The sequence below is a fragment of the Flavobacterium fontis genome (genome assembly GCF_900129405.1).
GTDB lineage: Bacteria > Bacteroidota > Bacteroidia > Flavobacteriales > Flavobacteriaceae > Flavobacterium > Flavobacterium fontis.
The window spans coordinates 197,332-213,785 of the sequence record NZ_FQVQ01000004.1; the positions used below are offsets into that span (position 1 = coordinate 197,332).

Sequence of the window (16,454 nt, forward strand, 5' to 3'; positions counted from 1 at the left end):
GGGTTCATTGTACACATATCGTCCTTTCGCGGATGCTTTTTAAAAGCATGCCAACTCTTGTATTCAAAACAAATTCATTGTAATCAGTTCCCTGAAACTTAAAACTTTAAACTTGAAACCTTAACATGAAAACCCTTAAATTCGGCGGAACCTCTGTAGCCAACGCCGCCAACATACAAAAATGCCTTTCGATTATTACAGAAAAAGCAAAACACCATCGTTTAGCCGTGGTCGTTTCTGCTTTTAGCGGGGTAACCGACTTACTGTTGCAAGCTTCGGAAAAAGCGGCTTTGAAAGACACTTCGTATCGGCAACTTTTTCAAGAAATTGAAGGCAAACACAAAACGGCTATTGACGAACTAATTCCAGCGGTGGAACAAGCGGAAATCATTGCAGCTGTACAATCAGAATTGCAACAACTAAAAACCTTATTGGACGGCTGTTATTTGTTGGGCGAAAGAAGTCCGAGAACCGCCGATGCCATTGCAGGAATGGGCGAACTACTTTCTGCTCAAATTATAGCCAAAGCGCTGCAACTCCAATTGCCTGCAAGCAACTTCAAAGACAGCCGGGAGTTGATCGTCACCGATGCTAATTACGGCAAAGCTCAAGTGGATTTTGAAACAACCAATACTTTAATTCAGGATTTCTTTTCATCATCTAATCAAAAAGTTACACTATTACCGGGATTTATTGCCCGTGACCAAAATAACAACACCACAACATTGGGTCGCGGTGGCTCTGATTATACCGCAGCTATAATTGCCAATGGTATTCAGGCCCGTGATTTGGAAATTTGGACCGATGTAAACGGCATGTATACCGCCAATCCAAAACTGGTCAAACAAGCCCAACCTATCGCAACAATTTCGTATCAAGAAGCGATGGAATTATCGCATTTTGGTGCCAAAGTCCTCTACCCGCCAACGATTCAACCTGTTTTGAAATCCGAAATTCCGATTTGGATCAAAAACACTTTCGAACCCGATGCAGAAGGCACTTTCATTTGCGCCTATCCTGATGGCGTAACTAACCCCATCAAAGGCATTTCTCATATCGATAAAATTGCTTTGGTAACCTTGGAAGGTTCCGGAATGATTGGCGTTGCAGGTTCGTCCAAACGTTTATTCGAAGTATTGTCTCGCGAACAAATCAACGTGATTTTCATTACACAAGCTTCTTCAGAACATTCGATTTGTGTAGGGATTCAAGCACAAGATGCCTCCAAAGCACAAGCTGCAATTAACACTGAATTTGCGCTCGAAATTACGCAAGGTAAAATTGATGCTTGCCAAGTGGAAACTGAACTTTGCATTGTCGCTTTGGTAGGTGAAAACATGAAAAACCATCAGGGTATTTCAGGAAAAATGTTTAGTACTTTAGGAAAAAACAACGTCAACATTCGCGCCATTGCCCAAGGGGCTTCCGAACGAAACATATCTGTAGTGATCAATGAAAAAGATGTCAAAAAAGCATTGAATACATTGCACGAACGCTTTTTTGAAGACAATCTGAAACAGTTGAATTTATTTGTGATGGGCGTTGGCAATGTGGGGGAAAAGTTTTTGGATCAAATTCACCAACAGAAAAAGTTTTTAAAAGAAAATTTGAAACTGAACGTGCGCGTGGTGGCTTTAGCCAATTCCAAGAAAATGGTTTTTGAAGAAGAAGGAATTGCTTTAAAAGATTGGAAATCTGCACTTGAACAAGGAGTTCCAGCAGATGCACAACAGTTTATCGCTAAGGTTAAATCACTTAACCTGCGTAACAGTATTTTTGTGGACAATACCGCCAATGAATCGGTGGCGATGTTGTATGAACATTTTCTAAAAGAATCCGTAGCGGTGGTGACCTGTAATAAAATTGCTTGTTCGTCGGATTATCCACATTATCGCAAACTCAAAGACTTGTCCCGTCAATACAATGCCCCCTTTTTGTTTGAAACCAATGTGGGTGCCGGATTACCCATCATTGACACCTTAAAACACCTCATCGCCTCCGGAGATAAAGTGCATAAAATTCAGGCTGTTTTATCGGGGAGTTTGAATTTTATCTTCAATAATTTCAGTTCGACCTATAGTTTCCATGATGTGGTAAAAGAAGCGGGCGTTCAAGGATTTACCGAACCCGATCCTAAAATCGATTTGAGTGGTGTAGATGTGGCCCGAAAAATACTTATTCTTATTCGGGAAAGTGGGTATCAAATGAATATGGAAGCCATTGACAACCGTTGTTTCTTACCGGAAGCCTGCATGCAAACGACCAACAATCCCGATTTCTTTGCCTCGTTGATTCAACATGAAGCGCATTTCAATGTGTTATTGGATGAAGCCAAAGCCAAAGATTGTCGCATTAAGTTTGTCGCCGAATTTGACCAAGGAAAAGCTTCGGTAGGATTGCAGTTTATCCCCAAAGATCATCCGTTTTATAATTTGGAAGGAAAAGATAATATTGTCTTATTTTACACTGACCGTTATGTCGACCAACCCTTATTGATCAAAGGTGCGGGCGCTGGAGCTGCGGTTACGGCTTCTGGAATTTTTGCCGATGTAATCCGAATTGGTAATTTTTAAATAAAAAGTGATGACCGAACTCAAACTCTTTGCTCCGGCTTCGATTGCCAATTTGAATTGTGGCTTTGACGTCATTGGTGTTTGCTTGCAAGCCATTGGAGATGAAATGATTTTTCGAAAAGTAGCTGAAAAAGGTTTGCGAATAACCAAAATCACAGGCGCTACTTTGCCTTTCGAAATTGATAAAAATGTTGCCGGAGTAGCCGCACAGGCCGTATTGGATGAAGTGGGCGAACCCGATTTTGGTATTGAAATCGAAATCCATAAAAAAATCCGAGCCGGAAGCGGCATTGGCAGTTCGTCGGCAAGTGCTTCAGGAGCTGCGTTTGGAATCAATGCCCTTTTGGGGTATCCGCTTTCCAAAAAAGAATTGCTTAATGCAGCGATGAAAGGCGAAGCCATTGCAAGCGGTTGTGAACATGCGGATAATGTTGCCCCTTGTATGTTGGGCAACTTCACCTTAATTCGCGGTTACGGGCCGTTGGATGTGGTCGAAATTCAAGCACCGAACGAACTATTTGCCGTTGTACTCCACCCGCAAATTGAGTTAAAAACTGCCGATGCACGGGCTGTTTTGGAACCCAACATTTCCTTAAAATCGGCCATTACCCAATGGGGCAATGTGGGCGGACTGGTTGCCGGACTATGTACCCAAGATTATGCGTTGATTGGACGTTCGTTGCAAGATGTGGTCATCGAACCTTTGCGAAAGGGACTCATTCCGTTTTTTGACGAACTCAAGTCGGCTGCACTACACAGTGGCGCTTTGGGTGCTGGAATCTCGGGAGCAGGTCCTTCCGTTTTTGCCTTGTGCAAAGGCATTTCCCAAGCGGAAAAAACCGCCTTTGCCATGAGTCAGGCCTATTTGGAAACCGGAATTGCTTTTGACATCCACATTTCAGCCATTGATACCGAAGGCGTTCGTATTTTAGAATCTATCGCTTAACTTGAAACCTGAAACTTGAAACCTGAAACTTGAAACTTGAAACCTGAAACTTGAAACCTGAAACCTGAAACCTGAAACCTGAAACTTTAAACCTGAAACCTGAAACTTCCACCATGAACTACTACAGTCTCAACAACCCCAACCATAAAGTATCGTTTAAAGAAGCCGTTATTGCGGGTATTGCTCCCGATCGCGGACTCTATTATCCCGAACAGATTCCAACTTTATCACCCGAATTTATTGCCAACTTAGAGCAGTATTCCCGTGAGGAAGTGGCTTTTCAAGTGATGGCGCCTTTTGTGGGTGAAAGTATTCCTGAAGCGGAATTACGGCAAATCATAGAAGAAACTCTGTGCTTTGATTTCCCGTGTGTGGCGGTACATGATAGTATTTTTAGCTTGGAACTGTACCACGGTCCGACCCTCGCCTTCAAAGACGTGGGCGCCCGATTCATGTCGCGTTGTTTGGGCTATTTCAACCGAAATTCTGAGGAAAAAGTAACGGTTTTGGTAGCTACTTCCGGTGATACCGGTGGTGCGGTTGCCAGTGGATTTTTAGGGGTAAAAGGCGTGAATGTCGTTATTCTCTACCCTTCGGGAAAAGTGAGTGATATTCAAGAACGGCAATTGACAACGTTAGGACAAAACATTCATGCGCTTGAAGTGGATGGCGTTTTTGACGATTGCCAAGACATGGTAAAAACCGCTTTTTTGGATACGGATTTAAAAGGTAGTGGACTCACCTCAGCCAATTCCATTAATGTGGCGCGATGGTTGCCGCAGATGTTGTATTATTTCTTTGCGTGGCAACAATTGAAAAAGCACCATAAAGAAATCATCGTTTCGTGTCCGAGTGGTAATTTTGGGAATATTTGTGCCGGTTTATTGGCTAAAAAAATGGGATTGCCGATTGCCCACTTTGTAGCCGCCACCAATGTAAATGATACCGTTCCCGAATTTTTACAAACCGGAAAGTATATTCCAAAACCTTCAAAACCGACCATTTCCAATGCTATGGATGTAGGGAATCCGAGTAATTTTGTGCGCATTCAAGCCATGTATGATCACAGTCTAGAAGCTATATTGAACGACTTTTCCTCCTACTCCTATACCGACGAACAAACACGTGCTGTAATGCAAACCCTCTATTCCCAAACCGGGTACATTGCCGAACCGCATGGCGCGGTGGGTTATTTGGGATTGCAGGAGACCTTAAAAAATCATCCCTACGCGATAGGTTTGTTTTTGGAAACTGCGCATCCTGTTAAGTTTTTAGAAGAAGTTGAAAATACGTTATCGATTGAATTGCCATTGCCCGAAGCTATTGCCCAGCTCTTACCCTTGGAAAAGGTAAAAACACGTATAGCAACGTATGCGCAATTGAAATCCTTTTTATTAAATAGATAATTTCTTAAATACACAAAACGTCGATACAGCCCCGATAGAGCCGATATCCTCGAAGCGTAGCGGAGAGATAAAGGCGAAAGCGGGACCCTTGTGCCTTTGAAAACCAGGCTTGTGCTGCCTAAAAAATATTCATTAATCGTGCCTTAAAATTTACTTTTTCTTTATATCCAAGTCCGTACCTTTGTGGAATGCAAACCAAACCATGGATTAAACAATTGGGTACTGGCGTAGTCATACTACTGTTGGTTTGTTTGCCGTGCTTTATTTTTCGGGACGTTTTGGGCTATCGTGTGGTCGCCTTGCTTTTGCTGATGACGGTATCGATTATGGCTATGACCTTTGAAATCTTACCCATTTTGATTTTGGCGGCCTTGAGTGCGTTGGTTTGGAACTTCTTTTTTATTCCGCCCCTATTCACATTCCACATTTCCAGTCCGGAAGACATTTTACTCTTCACCATGTATTTTGTAATCGCAATGGTCAATGTGGTGTTCATGCGTCGCATTCGGAAAATAGAGCAAAAAAATCAGGAACAAGCTGAAAAAGAACGCACCTTAACCTTGTACTCCACTTTCTTCAATTCACTTTCGCACGAGTTGCGCACACCGATAGCCACGATAATCGGTTCGGCAGAAACCTTGCAACAATTGAAAGAAAAGTTGGCTCCCCAAGAACAAACCGATTTATTGCAACAGATAGAGTCGGCCGGACTCCAACTGCATTTGCAAGTGAATAATATTTTGAATGTGAGCCGCCTTGAATCGGGTTTGCTTGCGCCAAAAATGGAATGGTGCGACATCAACGAAATCATACACGGCACGTTACAGCATCATTTTCCCGATCAAAGAAGAATACATTTCACTCCGAACGAACAGTTGCCGTTGTGCCAAACGGATGCGGGATTGTGGGATCAAATTGTGTTGAACGTTGTGAAAAATGCGCTACTTTATACACAAGGTAACGTTTACATTGAAGTTGCCATTTCAAATGATCTATTAGAAATCAGCATTACCGATGAGGGTCCGGGTGTTCCCGATGCACAATTGGAAACCTTATTTGAAAAGTTTTACCGTTTACCGCAGACCCAAACGGGAGGAACAGGATTGGGATTGTCGATTGTCAAAGGTTATATCGAAGCCTTACAAGGTTCGGTAAAAGCCCAGAACCGCAGTGACCGTTCGGGATTACAGCTATTGATGCAAATCCCAGTAAAAACCAATTATTTGAATCAATTGAAAAATGAATAACGCCCGTATCGTAATCATTGATGACGAACCCCAGATTCGGCGCTTGTTGGAAATCACGTTAGAGAATAGTGGTTACAAAGTGATCTTGGCAGAAAATGGCAAGCAAGGGATTCTCTTGGCAGCGAATCATACGCCCGATTTGATTTTATTGGATTTGGGTTTGCCGGATATGAATGGCCATGAGGTCTTGAAGGAGCTCCGACTTTGGTACAACAAACCCATTTTTATCTTGTCAGCGTTGGATCAAGAAGCAGATATTGTGAAGGCCTTGGATAATGGGGCAAACGATTATTTGACCAAACCCTTTCGCACGGCTGAATTGCAAGCCCGTATTCGGTCGGCTTTACGCAGTCAGCAAACCAACAATGGAACGACTGTATTTACCTCGGGCGACTTAGAAGTTGATCTCACAGCGCATACTGTTAAAAAGGCTGGCGAAGGGATCAAACTCACCGCCACTGAGTTTTCTTTATTGGTTTTATTGCTGAAAAACGAAGGTCGGGTACTCACCCACCAATACATTTTGAAAGAAATCTGGGGCGTAGGTGCCCAAACGGAAACCCAGTATTTACGGGTTTTTATTGGTACCCTTCGCAAAAAAATTGAAACCAACCCCAACCAACCCGAACACATATTGACGGAAAGTGGTGTGGGCTACCGGTTTATTTAATAGTTATGAGTTATGAGTAATAAGTTAATTCATAATTCATAATTCATAATTCATAATTCATAATTTCATTCTCTTTTCTTTATAAAATCTTTACACCCATCCCCTCTTTCTTTAGATTTTACCGATAGATAGCGAGCGAACTTTGCCTCATCAAAGTTTACTATTATGAATTCAAAGCATTCGCTTACGCAAAAAGTTACCTTGGCCTCGGTTTTAGTGGCGCTCGGAATAATTTATGGGGACATCGGAACGAGTCCACTCTACGCCCTTCGCGCTGTCATGGGCAATCGAAAAATCGAGGAAATACTCGTTTACGGTGGCGTTTCGGCCATCTTTTGGACCCTTACACTCCAAACTTCCATCAAGTACATTTGGCTCACCTTAAAAGCCGATAATAATGGAGAAGGCGGGATTTTCTCTCTTTACGCCTTGGTTCGTCGCTATGGTAAAAAACTGGTGATTCCTGCTATTTTAGGCGCAACAACATTATTAGCAGACGGAATTATCACGCCACCCATCTCTGTCGCATCAGCTGTAGAAGGATTAGGCATGGTGAAAGGCTTGGAAAATACAATTGTCGCTGGTAATTCCTTGACCATTGGAATTGTTATCGTGATTCTCTCTTTGCTCTTTTTCTTCCAACGGTTTGGCACACACATTATCGGACGCTCGTTTGGACCCGTGATGTTGGTTTGGTTTAGTATGCTGTTTCTGTTGGGGGTACATCAAATCACATATCATCCCGAAATTTTAAAAGCGTTAAACCCCTACTATGCCTATGAAATGTTGAGTCAGTATCCCGCGGGGTTCTGGTTGTTGGGTTCGGTTTTCCTTTGTACCACGGGGGCCGAAGCCTTGTATTCCGATTTGGGCCATTGTGGCTTGAAAAACATTCGCATCAGTTGGGTTTTTGTCAAAATCAGTTTGGTAGTGAATTATCTCGGGCAAGCTGCTTGGATGATGCATCAAAAAAGTGATTTCTTGGACGGAAAAAATCCGTTTTATGAAATTGTCCCCGATTGGTTCTTGGTGCCGTCGATTATTATCGCAACCATGGCTACCGTCATTGCCTCCCAAGCCTTAATCAGTGGAAGTTATACCCTCATTAATGAAGCCATGAACTTGAATTTCTGGCCTCGAGTGGCGGTGCGTCAACCTTCTGAAATGAAAGGACAAATTTATATTCCGTCTGTGAATACTGTTTTGTGGTTTGGTTGTGTGCTGATGATTTTGTATTTCCGTTCTTCCGAACACATGGAAGCGGCTTACGGATTCTCAATTACCATTACCATGATGATGACTACGGTTTTACTGGGTTATTTCTTGTATTACCGATTGAAATGGCAACGTTGGCAAGTGATCGGAATTTTGACCTTATTCAGTATTGTAGAAACGTCCTTCTTTATTGCCAATGTGGCGAAAATTAAAGAACGTTGGATGTTTTTATTCTTCGAACTAGGAATTTTTATTGTGATGTATATTTGGTATGAAGCCCGAAAAATTCACAATCGGTATACTCGCTTTGCTGAATTGGGTCAGTATACTCATATGCTACAAGAACTTAGTGAAGATGATTCAATACCGAAAACCGCTACCCATCTAATTTATCTCACGAAAGCAGATCGTAGAGCACAAATTGAGGAAAAAATTATTAAATCAATTTTCAGTAAAAAACCAAAACGGGCTGACGTGTATTGGTTTTTGCATCTCAATCGCACCAATGACCCATATACATTAAGCTATACAGTATCGGAGCTTATCGATGATAAAGTAATAAAAGTAAATATCAATATTGGGTTTCGCATCCAACCCAAAACCGAATTGCTTTTCAAGAAAATTGTACAGGATTTGGTGCAATGCCAAGAACTCAACCTGCACATTCGTCCCGACGGTTCGACCAAATACAACAGCGAACCTGATTTCAAATTTATTGTCATTGAGAAATATTTATCGGTTGAAAATGAATTTTCAATTCGTGACAGTCTATTATTAAATAGCTATTATCATATGAAACAGTTGGGCATTAGCGACGAAAAAGCATTTGGATTGGACAAAAGCGATGTGATTGTAGAAGATGTGCCACTTGTCTATCAACCTGCTGCACCGATTGAACTTCAACGTGAAACCTATGAAAACCGATAAATCAAAAGTCTTGTACGATCAACTGGATCAGTTAACGGATGTAAAAGTCCAAATCGAATTGCAATCGGGGGAAAAATTATGCGGCGTTTTCACCGGATTTTATCACGGAGCACGGCATTTTGTAGAGCGTTGGGACTTTCATGAAGTGGATCCTTTACAACCCACGCCTTCCGTTTTGTCTCTTGCGCAATCAGAAGGCATTACATTAAAACATGAAGATTTATATTCTGTTTTTTTTAATTGAAAATCAAACACATATCTATTTATAATTCAATTTATCATTTATGAAGATAAAACACATACTTGGGAGTTTACTTTTCACCTTTTCCATCCAAGCACAAACGAATTCTACCAAAGTTCCTTTTGAAAATTACAACCTCCGTTGGATCAACGGTCAAAATCGCCAACAAGATTTTCCCTTACAATTAAAAGACAAAAACGGGGAAACCATCGTTACGGGTGTCGTGTATTTGGATGGGTATTTTAATTATAATTTTAACCGCCCTAAAGACAATACCCAAACGATTTCTGCGGTAACGGGTCGGGCCAACGAATTTAGCATTGCACTTGCAAGCATCGGATTGGAAACCAATTATAAAAACGCTATCGGTCGATTGTGGTTACAAACCGGAAGTATGCTGCATATTATTCAAGAAACGGATGGGTCTGTTGCTCGTGGACGCAATACAGGAACTGGGAATTTAAAATTTATTCGCGAAGCCGCAGCTGGTTATCACTTTGATGTAAATTATGGCTTGAATGTTGAAATGGGAATTTTTATGAGCTACATCGGACTGGAGAGCTATATTACCCAAGAAAATTGGAGCTACCAACGCAGTATGGTGTGCGACTTCACGCCGTTTTATTTTCAAGGGGCTCGTGTACAATATTTTCCAACCAAAAATTACCGCACCGAGTTGTGGCTCCTCAATGGATGGCAATCCTACAACAGCTGGAGCAAAAGTCCGGGGATCGGGAGTTCGAACTACTACCGACCTAACGAGAACATTCAGTTAGTCGCCAATTTCTATTTGGGTCGTGACAGTCGCAATCCCGATGGTAGTTTATCCGATGTGGTGCGCTTTCACCATGATAATAGTATTGTGTATCGCTATTATCATCCCGAAAATAAAAAACACGGAATTACCCAAGCCGCGTTTAGTTTGAATAATCATTACGGTATTCAAAATGGCTCTGGTGTTTCAGGCAAATCCAATTTCATGACCGGAAGTTCGCTAGCCCACCGCATTTGGTGGAACGACAACCATTTGGCGTTAACCACTCGAGCCGATTATGTGACCAATCCCGGAAGTTATTTGGCCTTTACTCCCGCCCAAAGTAATAGTACTATGCCCAATGGTTATGAGTTAGCAATGGCCAATGGCGAAAAATTACGAATGTTTCAAACCAGTGCCACTTTGGATTGGATGCCTTCCGATGTTGTGACTTTCCGCTTGGAATACAACTACCGTCAGTCCAATGTGCCTTATTTTGCGGGCCGTGGTGGTACAACTTCGCCCACTGGATTTACCACAGACCCAATTACAGCGGACTGGAAAGCCGATTTGCGTAAACAAGAACATCGGGTAATCTTGGCGATGAACTTCCGTTTGTAATACTAAAATGGTAAAGTCGGAGTTTCTATACATAAACCAACGATGCAATTCCGACTTTTACTTTTATGCCTGCCGTTGTGGATAAGCTGCCAAAATACGCCCACAACGCCAATAACGGTAGCCAAGGAAACTCCCGTAACTGACACCTTGCTTTTTCCAAAGTCCGCTGAAGGGAGCTATTCGCAACAAAAGAAAGTGGTGCAAGACATGAGAAAGGGGCTACGTCCTTCGGACTCCAACAACGAAACCTCTCGGGTTTTTACGGCCATAATGGTGCAGCACCTCATTCCGCATTGGATTGGAACACCTTGGTCTTTTGAAGGTCATCCCGAGCAACCCGGAACGCAACCGGTAGCATGTAGCTATTTTGTTGCCACAGTGCTTCGTGATGCAGGTGTGGTAAGCAATCGCTATCGAATGGCACAATTGGGTCCCGAAGATGAGGCGCGCTATTTGAGTGAAAAAGACGCTATTCTTACCCTATCTTTTTCTGATGTGGATTCAGGAAAAAAACTACTCGCCGAAAAAATTCCCGAAGGCATTCATTTCATCGGATTTGGCGACCTACACGTTGGATTTATTTACCGCAAGGGCAATCAAATGGTTTTTATTCATTCGTATTACAAAGACAAGATCGGAGTGATTATTGACCCTGTAGAAAACTCGCCTTTATGGGAGATTTGCCGCCGTTTTTATGTCTATCCGTTATCGGGGAATACTCCTTTTTTACAACGATGGAAAACAAAAAAAGCGGCTTAAAAAAACCGCTTTATCTAATCGTATGTTATTTATCTAATTTTCGGCGTTCACGTTCGGTCTTCAACAGATTCAACTCCCGACTTGTTTGTCCCGCCACTGAGGTATTCTCTTCAGCACGACGAATCAAATAGGGCATCACGTCGCGAACGGGGCCAAAAGGCAGATATTTTGCCACATTATACCCGTGTGCTGCCAGATTGTAACTGATATTATCACTCATGCCATACAATTGACCAAACCAAATACGAGGATCATTTTTGGCAATCCCTTTTTGTTCCATACAGGCCATGAGTTTATACGAACTTTCTTCATTGTGGGTTCCAGCAAAAATCGCCATACGCTCCAAATGCGTCATCATATAGTCTACAGCAGTATCATAATTGGCATCGGTAGCCGCTTTATCCCTACAAATTGGCGTTGGATAGCCGTGCTGTTGCGCTCGATCGTTTTCTTTTTCCATGTAGGCGCCTCGCACCAACTTCATTCCAATGTAAAACCCATCAGTTTCTGCTTTGGCATGCAATTGTTTTAAATAGTCCATACGATCCCAGCGGTATAATTGCAAGGTATTGAAGACGATGGCTTTCTTTTGGTTATAGCGACGCATCATTTCTTCGACAATCGCATCGGCGGCATCTTGCATCCAACTTTCTTCGGCGTCAATCAATAAGGCGACATCTTTCTCATGGGCCGTTTTACAAATGATATCGAATCGCTCTTGCACGCGACTCCATTCAGCACGTTCAGCTTCGGTGAGCGGATGTTTTAACCCCACTTTTTCATACAAAGCGATACGACCCAAACCCGTAGGTTTAAATACGGCAAATGGAATAGCTTGGCGTTCTTTGGCGAAATCAACGGTTTTCAACGTCATGTTCAACGCGGCATCAAATTGAGCTTCTTCCTCTTTTCCCTCGACAGAATAATCCAATACGGATGAAACGCCTTTGGTAAACATTTTGTCGACCACAGAAAGGCAATCAACTTCGGTAGTGCCGCCGCAGAAATGATCAAAAACCGTCGCGCGAATCAATCCTTCTACCGGCAAATGAGCCTTGATGGCAAAATTGGTAACCGCTGTTCCAATGCGAACTAAGGGTTCACTAGCGATCATTTTAAACAAAAAATAAGCCCGATCCAATTCGGTGTCGGTCTTCAAACTGAAGGCAACTTCTGTATTGTTAAATATCTTTTCCATAGTGGTTTGAAAGTACACAAATGTATCAATTTCTAAGTGAAAAAAAACCAAAAAATGGTGTATTTTTGGACTCAAAATTGACAATAATGCAAGCAATCATGGCTAATGGGTATCCCATTGAATTTAATGCTGCGGGATATTCCGCGCTGAATCAATACATTGCCCAAAAAAAATATTCAACCGTATTTGTATTGACTGACGCTCACAGCCATGAATACTGTGCACCTCACTTTTTATCGCTATTAGAAACGACAGCGCCGGTTGAAATTATAGAAATCGAACCGGGAGAATCGATGAAAACGATACAAACTTGTGTTGAATTATGGACCCTTCTCACCGAAATGGGTGCCGACCGGAAATCCTTGTTAATCAATTTGGGAGGTGGTGTGATCACCGATTTAGGGGGATTTGTAGCGGCGACGTTCAAACGAGGGATTGACTTCATTCATATTCCCACAACCTTATTGGGTATGGTCGATGCTTCGATTGGCGGGAAAAATGGGGTAGATTTAGGGTTACTCAAAAATCAAGTGGGTGTCATCCACAATCCCAAACTTCTTCTGATTGACAGCACGTATTTACAAACGCTTCCCGCACGACAAATGCGATCAGGCTTGGCAGAAATGTTCAAACACGGCTTGATTCACGATGCCCACTATTGGACACAATTGAGTCATTTGAGCGATTTGGATGTAAACGACTTGGACGCTTTGATTCATCGTTCGGTCGCTATTAAAAATGAAATCGTTTCACAAGATCCGACCGAAAATGGAATTCGCAAAGCACTCAATTTTGGGCACACGTTGGGACATGCTATTGAAAGTCATTTTTTAAATTCAGACACGCCCCTATTGCACGGAGAAGCCATTGCGCTCGGAATGCTTATGGAGGCTTTTATTTCGCACCAAAAAGGGTACCTTACAGCAGCTGATTTACAAGCGATAAAAACGGGGTTACAAACTATTTTTCCTCCTTTCACTATCACAGAGGAAGACCAACAATATATACGTGAGTATTTGATTCACGACAAGAAAAATGAATACGGTCAAATTCAGTTTGCCTTGCTGGAAGGAATCGGTAAAACGCGCCTTCACGAAACGGTTGAAAACGAATTAATTACAGCGGCTTTCGACTTCTTAAACAACTAATATTTTTTTGTAAAAATAATTGTAAATCGATTTTATTATTTTTTACATTTGCGGGGATGAATAAAAATGTTAAAGCCACAGTAAATTCGCACCGTATCGACCTATGTAAATCGATACCTCAAGGTGCCGTTGCTTCCTTTTTTATTCCCAAATTCGACTGTTTTTTCCACATTCAACTTTCTGATTACACCATGGACCTATCGATTGTCTATGAAAATTTACGCGTTTGAAAAATTAAAAACGTTTACTAAGCATTTGCATTTGTTTTTAATTTAATTTTTTTCAAACGGTAAAATGAATACTAAATATTTCGACTTAATAAACCAAACCTTTTATTTTCCACAAGAAGAGTTTACACTGAACAAAGACACCCTTCTTTTTCACAACATCGACTTGATGAAGTTGGTAGAGGAATACGGCACTCCGCTTAAATTCACCTACCTGCCTCAAATTTCCAGCAACATTAACAAAGCCAAAGGTTGGTTTCGTAAAGGCATGGAAAAAATTGGGTACGAAGGAAAATACTACTATTGTTATTGTACCAAAAGTTCGCACTTCGAATTCATCATGAATGAAGCGTTCAAAAACAACATTCATATCGAAACGTCTTCTGCCATTGATATTAATATTGTAGAAAAGCTTTTGGAAAATGGCAAAATCAACAAAAACACTTATGTAGTGTGCAACGGATTCAAGCGTGATGCGTATGTGGAAAATATTGCGCGCTTGATCAACAACGGTCATAATAAAACAATTCCTGTCATAGACAATTATGAGGAATTGGATTTGTTGCAAGAGCAAATCAAAGGAAAATTCAAAATAGGGATTCGCATTGCCGCCGAAGAAGAACCAAAATTTGAGTTCTACACCTCGCGTCTCGGCATTGGATACAAGGATATTGTTCCTTTTTACCGTAAGCAAATTCAGGAAAATAAAAAAGTGGAGTTAAAAATGCTACACTTCTTTATCAATACCGGCATTCGCGATACGGCCTACTATTGGAATGAATTGCTCAAGTGTATGAAAGTGTATATTGCACTTAAAAAAGAATGTCCTACCCTTGACAGCTTGAATATTGGCGGTGGATTCCCGATTAAGAATTCGCTGGCTTTCGAGTACGACTACCAATATATGGTTGACGAAATTTTGAATCAAATCAAAATTGCCTGTGACGATGCTGAGGTAGAAGTACCCCATATTTTCACCGAATTTGGTTCCTTTACCGTAGGCGAAAGCGGAGGTGCAATTTACCAAGTCCTCTACCAAAAGAAACAAAACGACCGGGAAAATTGGAACATGATTGACAGCTCGTTTATTACCACCCTACCCGATACTTGGGCCATCAACAAACGCTTTGTGATGTTGGCCGTCAACCGTTGGAATGATACATACGAACGTGTATTATTGGGAGGAATGACCTGCGATAGCGACGATTATTATAACTCCGAACAACACATGAACGCGGTATATTTACCCAAATACAATAAGGAAAAGCCGCTGTACATTGGTTTCTTCAATACGGGCGCATACCAAGAGACGATTGGTGGTTTTGGCGGTTTACACCACTGTTTGATTCCGCAACCCAAACATATTCTGATCGATCGGGATGAAAATGGCATCATTGCCACAGAGGTCTTTTCACCCCAACAAACCTCCGATGATGTGTTGAAAATACTGGGGTACGATAAAAAATAAATTTTCGTTTGAAGTTTTAAAAAAATAGTTTTTCTTTGACCCCAAGCAAACCATCACACCTAGAACAGCAATACTATGAGTAAAGGGCCTATTAGTCAGTTTATTGAAAACAACTTCTTGCATTTTAATGCCGCAGCTTTAGTTGACGCTGCCAAGGGGTATGAAGCCCATTTGTTGGAAAACGGAAAAATGATGATCACCTTGGCGGGAGCGATGAGTACCGCAGAATTAGGTAAATCATTAGCCGAAATGATCCGTCAAGATAAAGTGCACATCATTTCATGTACCGGAGCCAATTTGGAGGAAGACATCATGAACTTAGTGGCGCACAATTCGTACAAACGTGTCCCCAACTACCGGGATTTGTCTCCCCAAGAGGAGTGGGATTTATTGGAAAACCACTACAACCGAGTCACAGATACTTGTATTCCTGAGGAAGAAGCTTTTCGCCGCTTACAGTCCCATTTGTTTGACATTTGGAACAAAGCCGACAAAAATAATGAACGTTATTTTCCGCATGAATTCATGTACCAAATGATTTTATCGGGGGATTTGGAGCAATACTATGAAATTGACCCAAAGAATTCATGGATGGTTGCTGCAGCTGAAAAAAACCTACCGATTGTTGTCCCCGGATGGGAAGATAGCACTATGGGGAACATTTTTGCTTCATATTGTATAAAAGGAGAATTTAAACCAACTACCATGAAAAGTGGGGTCGAATATATGATGTGGTTGGCCGATTGGTATACTAAAAACTGTGCTGGAAAAGGGGTTGGTTTCTTCCAAATTGGAGGTGGTATAGCGGGTGACTTCCCTATTTGTGTTGTTCCGATGTTGTATCAAGACATGGAAATGCACGACGTACCCTTCTGGAGTTATTTCTGCCAGATTTCTGACTCAACGACGAGTTACGGTTCCTATTCTGGAGCTGTGCCGAATGAAAAAATCACTTGGGGGAAATTGGATATCACAACTCCTAAATTTATTGTAGAATCTGATGCTACTATTGTTGCACCGCTTATCTTTGCTTACCTGTTAGATTTATAAAACC

Annotated in this window: 14 protein-coding genes; 13 read left to right on the top strand and 1 reads right to left on the bottom strand. The window is 41.7% G+C overall.

From position 1 onward, the window contains the following. The first annotated feature begins 125 nt into the window (after window positions 1-125). The 9 genes from thrA (at window position 126) to BUC17_RS05460 (ending at window position 11,359) form a co-directional block, all read left to right on the top strand. Window positions 126-2,573 carry a bifunctional aspartate kinase/homoserine dehydrogenase I gene (gene thrA / locus BUC17_RS05420; protein WP_073362390.1) on the top strand — a complete coding sequence of 816 codons (2,448 nt, stop codon included), beginning with the start codon at window positions 126-128 and terminating at the stop codon, window positions 2,571-2,573. 10 nt (window positions 2,574-2,583) lie between these two features. After that, window positions 2,584-3,519: a homoserine kinase gene (locus BUC17_RS05425; RefSeq protein WP_073362392.1), complete on the top strand. Its 936-nt coding sequence runs from the start codon at window positions 2,584-2,586 to the stop codon at window positions 3,517-3,519. A gap of 113 nt (window positions 3,520-3,632) precedes the next feature. Further along, window positions 3,633-4,925, top strand: coding sequence for a threonine synthase (gene thrC, locus BUC17_RS05430; RefSeq protein ID WP_073362394.1), 1,293 nt, complete (start codon window positions 3,633-3,635; stop codon window positions 4,923-4,925). 188 nt (window positions 4,926-5,113) lie between these two features. Continuing rightward, a complete protein-coding gene (locus BUC17_RS05435) occupies window positions 5,114-6,172 on the top strand; it encodes a sensor histidine kinase (RefSeq protein ID WP_073362396.1) in 1,059 nt (352 codons plus the stop codon). After that, the gene (locus BUC17_RS05440; protein WP_073362398.1) at window positions 6,165-6,842 is read left to right on the top strand and encodes a response regulator; all 678 of its coding nucleotides are present in this window, start codon (window positions 6,165-6,167) and stop codon (window positions 6,840-6,842) included. The genes BUC17_RS05435 and BUC17_RS05440 overlap by 8 nt, the downstream gene beginning before the upstream one ends. Before the next feature lie 165 nt (window positions 6,843-7,007). Then, window positions 7,008-8,984 carry a KUP/HAK/KT family potassium transporter gene (locus BUC17_RS05445; protein WP_073362400.1) on the top strand — a complete coding sequence of 659 codons (1,977 nt, stop codon included), beginning with the start codon at window positions 7,008-7,010 and terminating at the stop codon, window positions 8,982-8,984. Then, window positions 8,971-9,228, top strand: a complete 258-nt coding sequence (locus BUC17_RS05450; protein ID WP_073362401.1) for an LSm family protein — start codon at window positions 8,971-8,973, stop codon at window positions 9,226-9,228. The genes BUC17_RS05445 and BUC17_RS05450 overlap by 14 nt, the downstream gene beginning before the upstream one ends. Window positions 9,229-9,268: 40 nt before the next feature. Then, window positions 9,269-10,600 (top strand): outer membrane beta-barrel protein, encoded by a 1,332-nt coding sequence (locus BUC17_RS05455; protein ID WP_073362402.1) that lies wholly within the window; start codon window positions 9,269-9,271, stop codon window positions 10,598-10,600. 42 nt (window positions 10,601-10,642) lie between these two features. After that, complete coding sequence (locus BUC17_RS05460; RefSeq protein ID WP_143161720.1) at window positions 10,643-11,359, top strand: hypothetical protein; 717 nt, start codon at window positions 10,643-10,645, stop codon at window positions 11,357-11,359. 25 nt (window positions 11,360-11,384) lie between these two features. On the opposite strand, the gene BUC17_RS05465 is transcribed toward BUC17_RS05460, so the two are convergent. Continuing rightward, window positions 11,385-12,557, bottom strand: a complete 1,173-nt coding sequence (locus tag BUC17_RS05465; protein ID WP_073362458.1) for a proline dehydrogenase family protein — start codon at window positions 12,555-12,557, stop codon at window positions 11,385-11,387. An 86-nt stretch (window positions 12,558-12,643) separates the two neighbouring features. Here BUC17_RS05465 and aroB point away from each other — a divergent pair, with 86 nt between their 5' ends. The 4 genes from aroB (at window position 12,644) to BUC17_RS05480 (ending at window position 16,450) form a co-directional block, all read left to right on the top strand. Beyond that, window positions 12,644-13,705: a 3-dehydroquinate synthase gene (aroB, locus tag BUC17_RS05470; protein WP_073362460.1), complete on the top strand. Its 1,062-nt coding sequence runs from the start codon at window positions 12,644-12,646 to the stop codon at window positions 13,703-13,705. Between the two features lie 56 nt (window positions 13,706-13,761). Beyond that, complete coding sequence (locus BUC17_RS14065; protein ID WP_159433929.1) at window positions 13,762-13,935, top strand: hypothetical protein; 174 nt, start codon at window positions 13,762-13,764, stop codon at window positions 13,933-13,935. A 64-nt stretch (window positions 13,936-13,999) separates the two neighbouring features. Next, entirely contained in the window at window positions 14,000-15,400 is a 1,401-nt protein-coding gene (locus BUC17_RS05475) for a type III PLP-dependent enzyme domain-containing protein (protein WP_073362405.1), read from the top strand. A gap of 75 nt (window positions 15,401-15,475) precedes the next feature. Next, complete coding sequence (locus tag BUC17_RS05480) at window positions 15,476-16,450, top strand: deoxyhypusine synthase family protein (protein ID WP_073362407.1); 975 nt, start codon at window positions 15,476-15,478, stop codon at window positions 16,448-16,450. Window positions 16,451-16,454 lie beyond the last annotated feature (4 nt).

Excerpts from the sequence above, each read along its gene's own strand:
- thrA (WP_073362390.1), top strand. The coding sequence starts at position 126 with ATGAAAACCCTTAAATTCGGCGGAACCTCTGTAGCCAACGCCGCCAAC.
- BUC17_RS05425 (WP_073362392.1), top strand. The coding sequence starts at position 2,584 with ATGACCGAACTCAAACTCTTTGCTCCGGCTTCGATTGCCAATTTGAAT.
- thrC (WP_073362394.1), top strand. The coding sequence starts at position 3,633 with ATGAACTACTACAGTCTCAACAACCCCAACCATAAAGTATCGTTTAAA.
- BUC17_RS05435 (WP_073362396.1), top strand. The coding sequence starts at position 5,114 with ATGCAAACCAAACCATGGATTAAACAATTGGGTACTGGCGTAGTCATA.
- BUC17_RS05440 (WP_073362398.1), top strand. The coding sequence starts at position 6,165 with ATGAATAACGCCCGTATCGTAATCATTGATGACGAACCCCAGATTCGG.
- BUC17_RS05445 (WP_073362400.1), top strand. The coding sequence starts at position 7,008 with ATGAATTCAAAGCATTCGCTTACGCAAAAAGTTACCTTGGCCTCGGTT.
- BUC17_RS05450 (WP_073362401.1), top strand. The coding sequence starts at position 8,971 with ATGAAAACCGATAAATCAAAAGTCTTGTACGATCAACTGGATCAGTTA.
- BUC17_RS05455 (WP_073362402.1), top strand. The coding sequence starts at position 9,269 with ATGAAGATAAAACACATACTTGGGAGTTTACTTTTCACCTTTTCCATC.
- BUC17_RS05460 (WP_143161720.1), top strand. The coding sequence starts at position 10,643 with ATGCAATTCCGACTTTTACTTTTATGCCTGCCGTTGTGGATAAGCTGC.
- BUC17_RS05465 (WP_073362458.1), bottom strand. The coding sequence starts at position 12,557 with ATGGAAAAGATATTTAACAATACAGAAGTTGCCTTCAGTTTGAAGACC.
- aroB (WP_073362460.1), top strand. The coding sequence starts at position 12,644 with ATGCAAGCAATCATGGCTAATGGGTATCCCATTGAATTTAATGCTGCG.
- BUC17_RS14065 (WP_159433929.1), top strand. The coding sequence starts at position 13,762 with ATGAATAAAAATGTTAAAGCCACAGTAAATTCGCACCGTATCGACCTA.
- BUC17_RS05475 (WP_073362405.1), top strand. The coding sequence starts at position 14,000 with ATGAATACTAAATATTTCGACTTAATAAACCAAACCTTTTATTTTCCA.
- BUC17_RS05480 (WP_073362407.1), top strand. The coding sequence starts at position 15,476 with ATGAGTAAAGGGCCTATTAGTCAGTTTATTGAAAACAACTTCTTGCAT.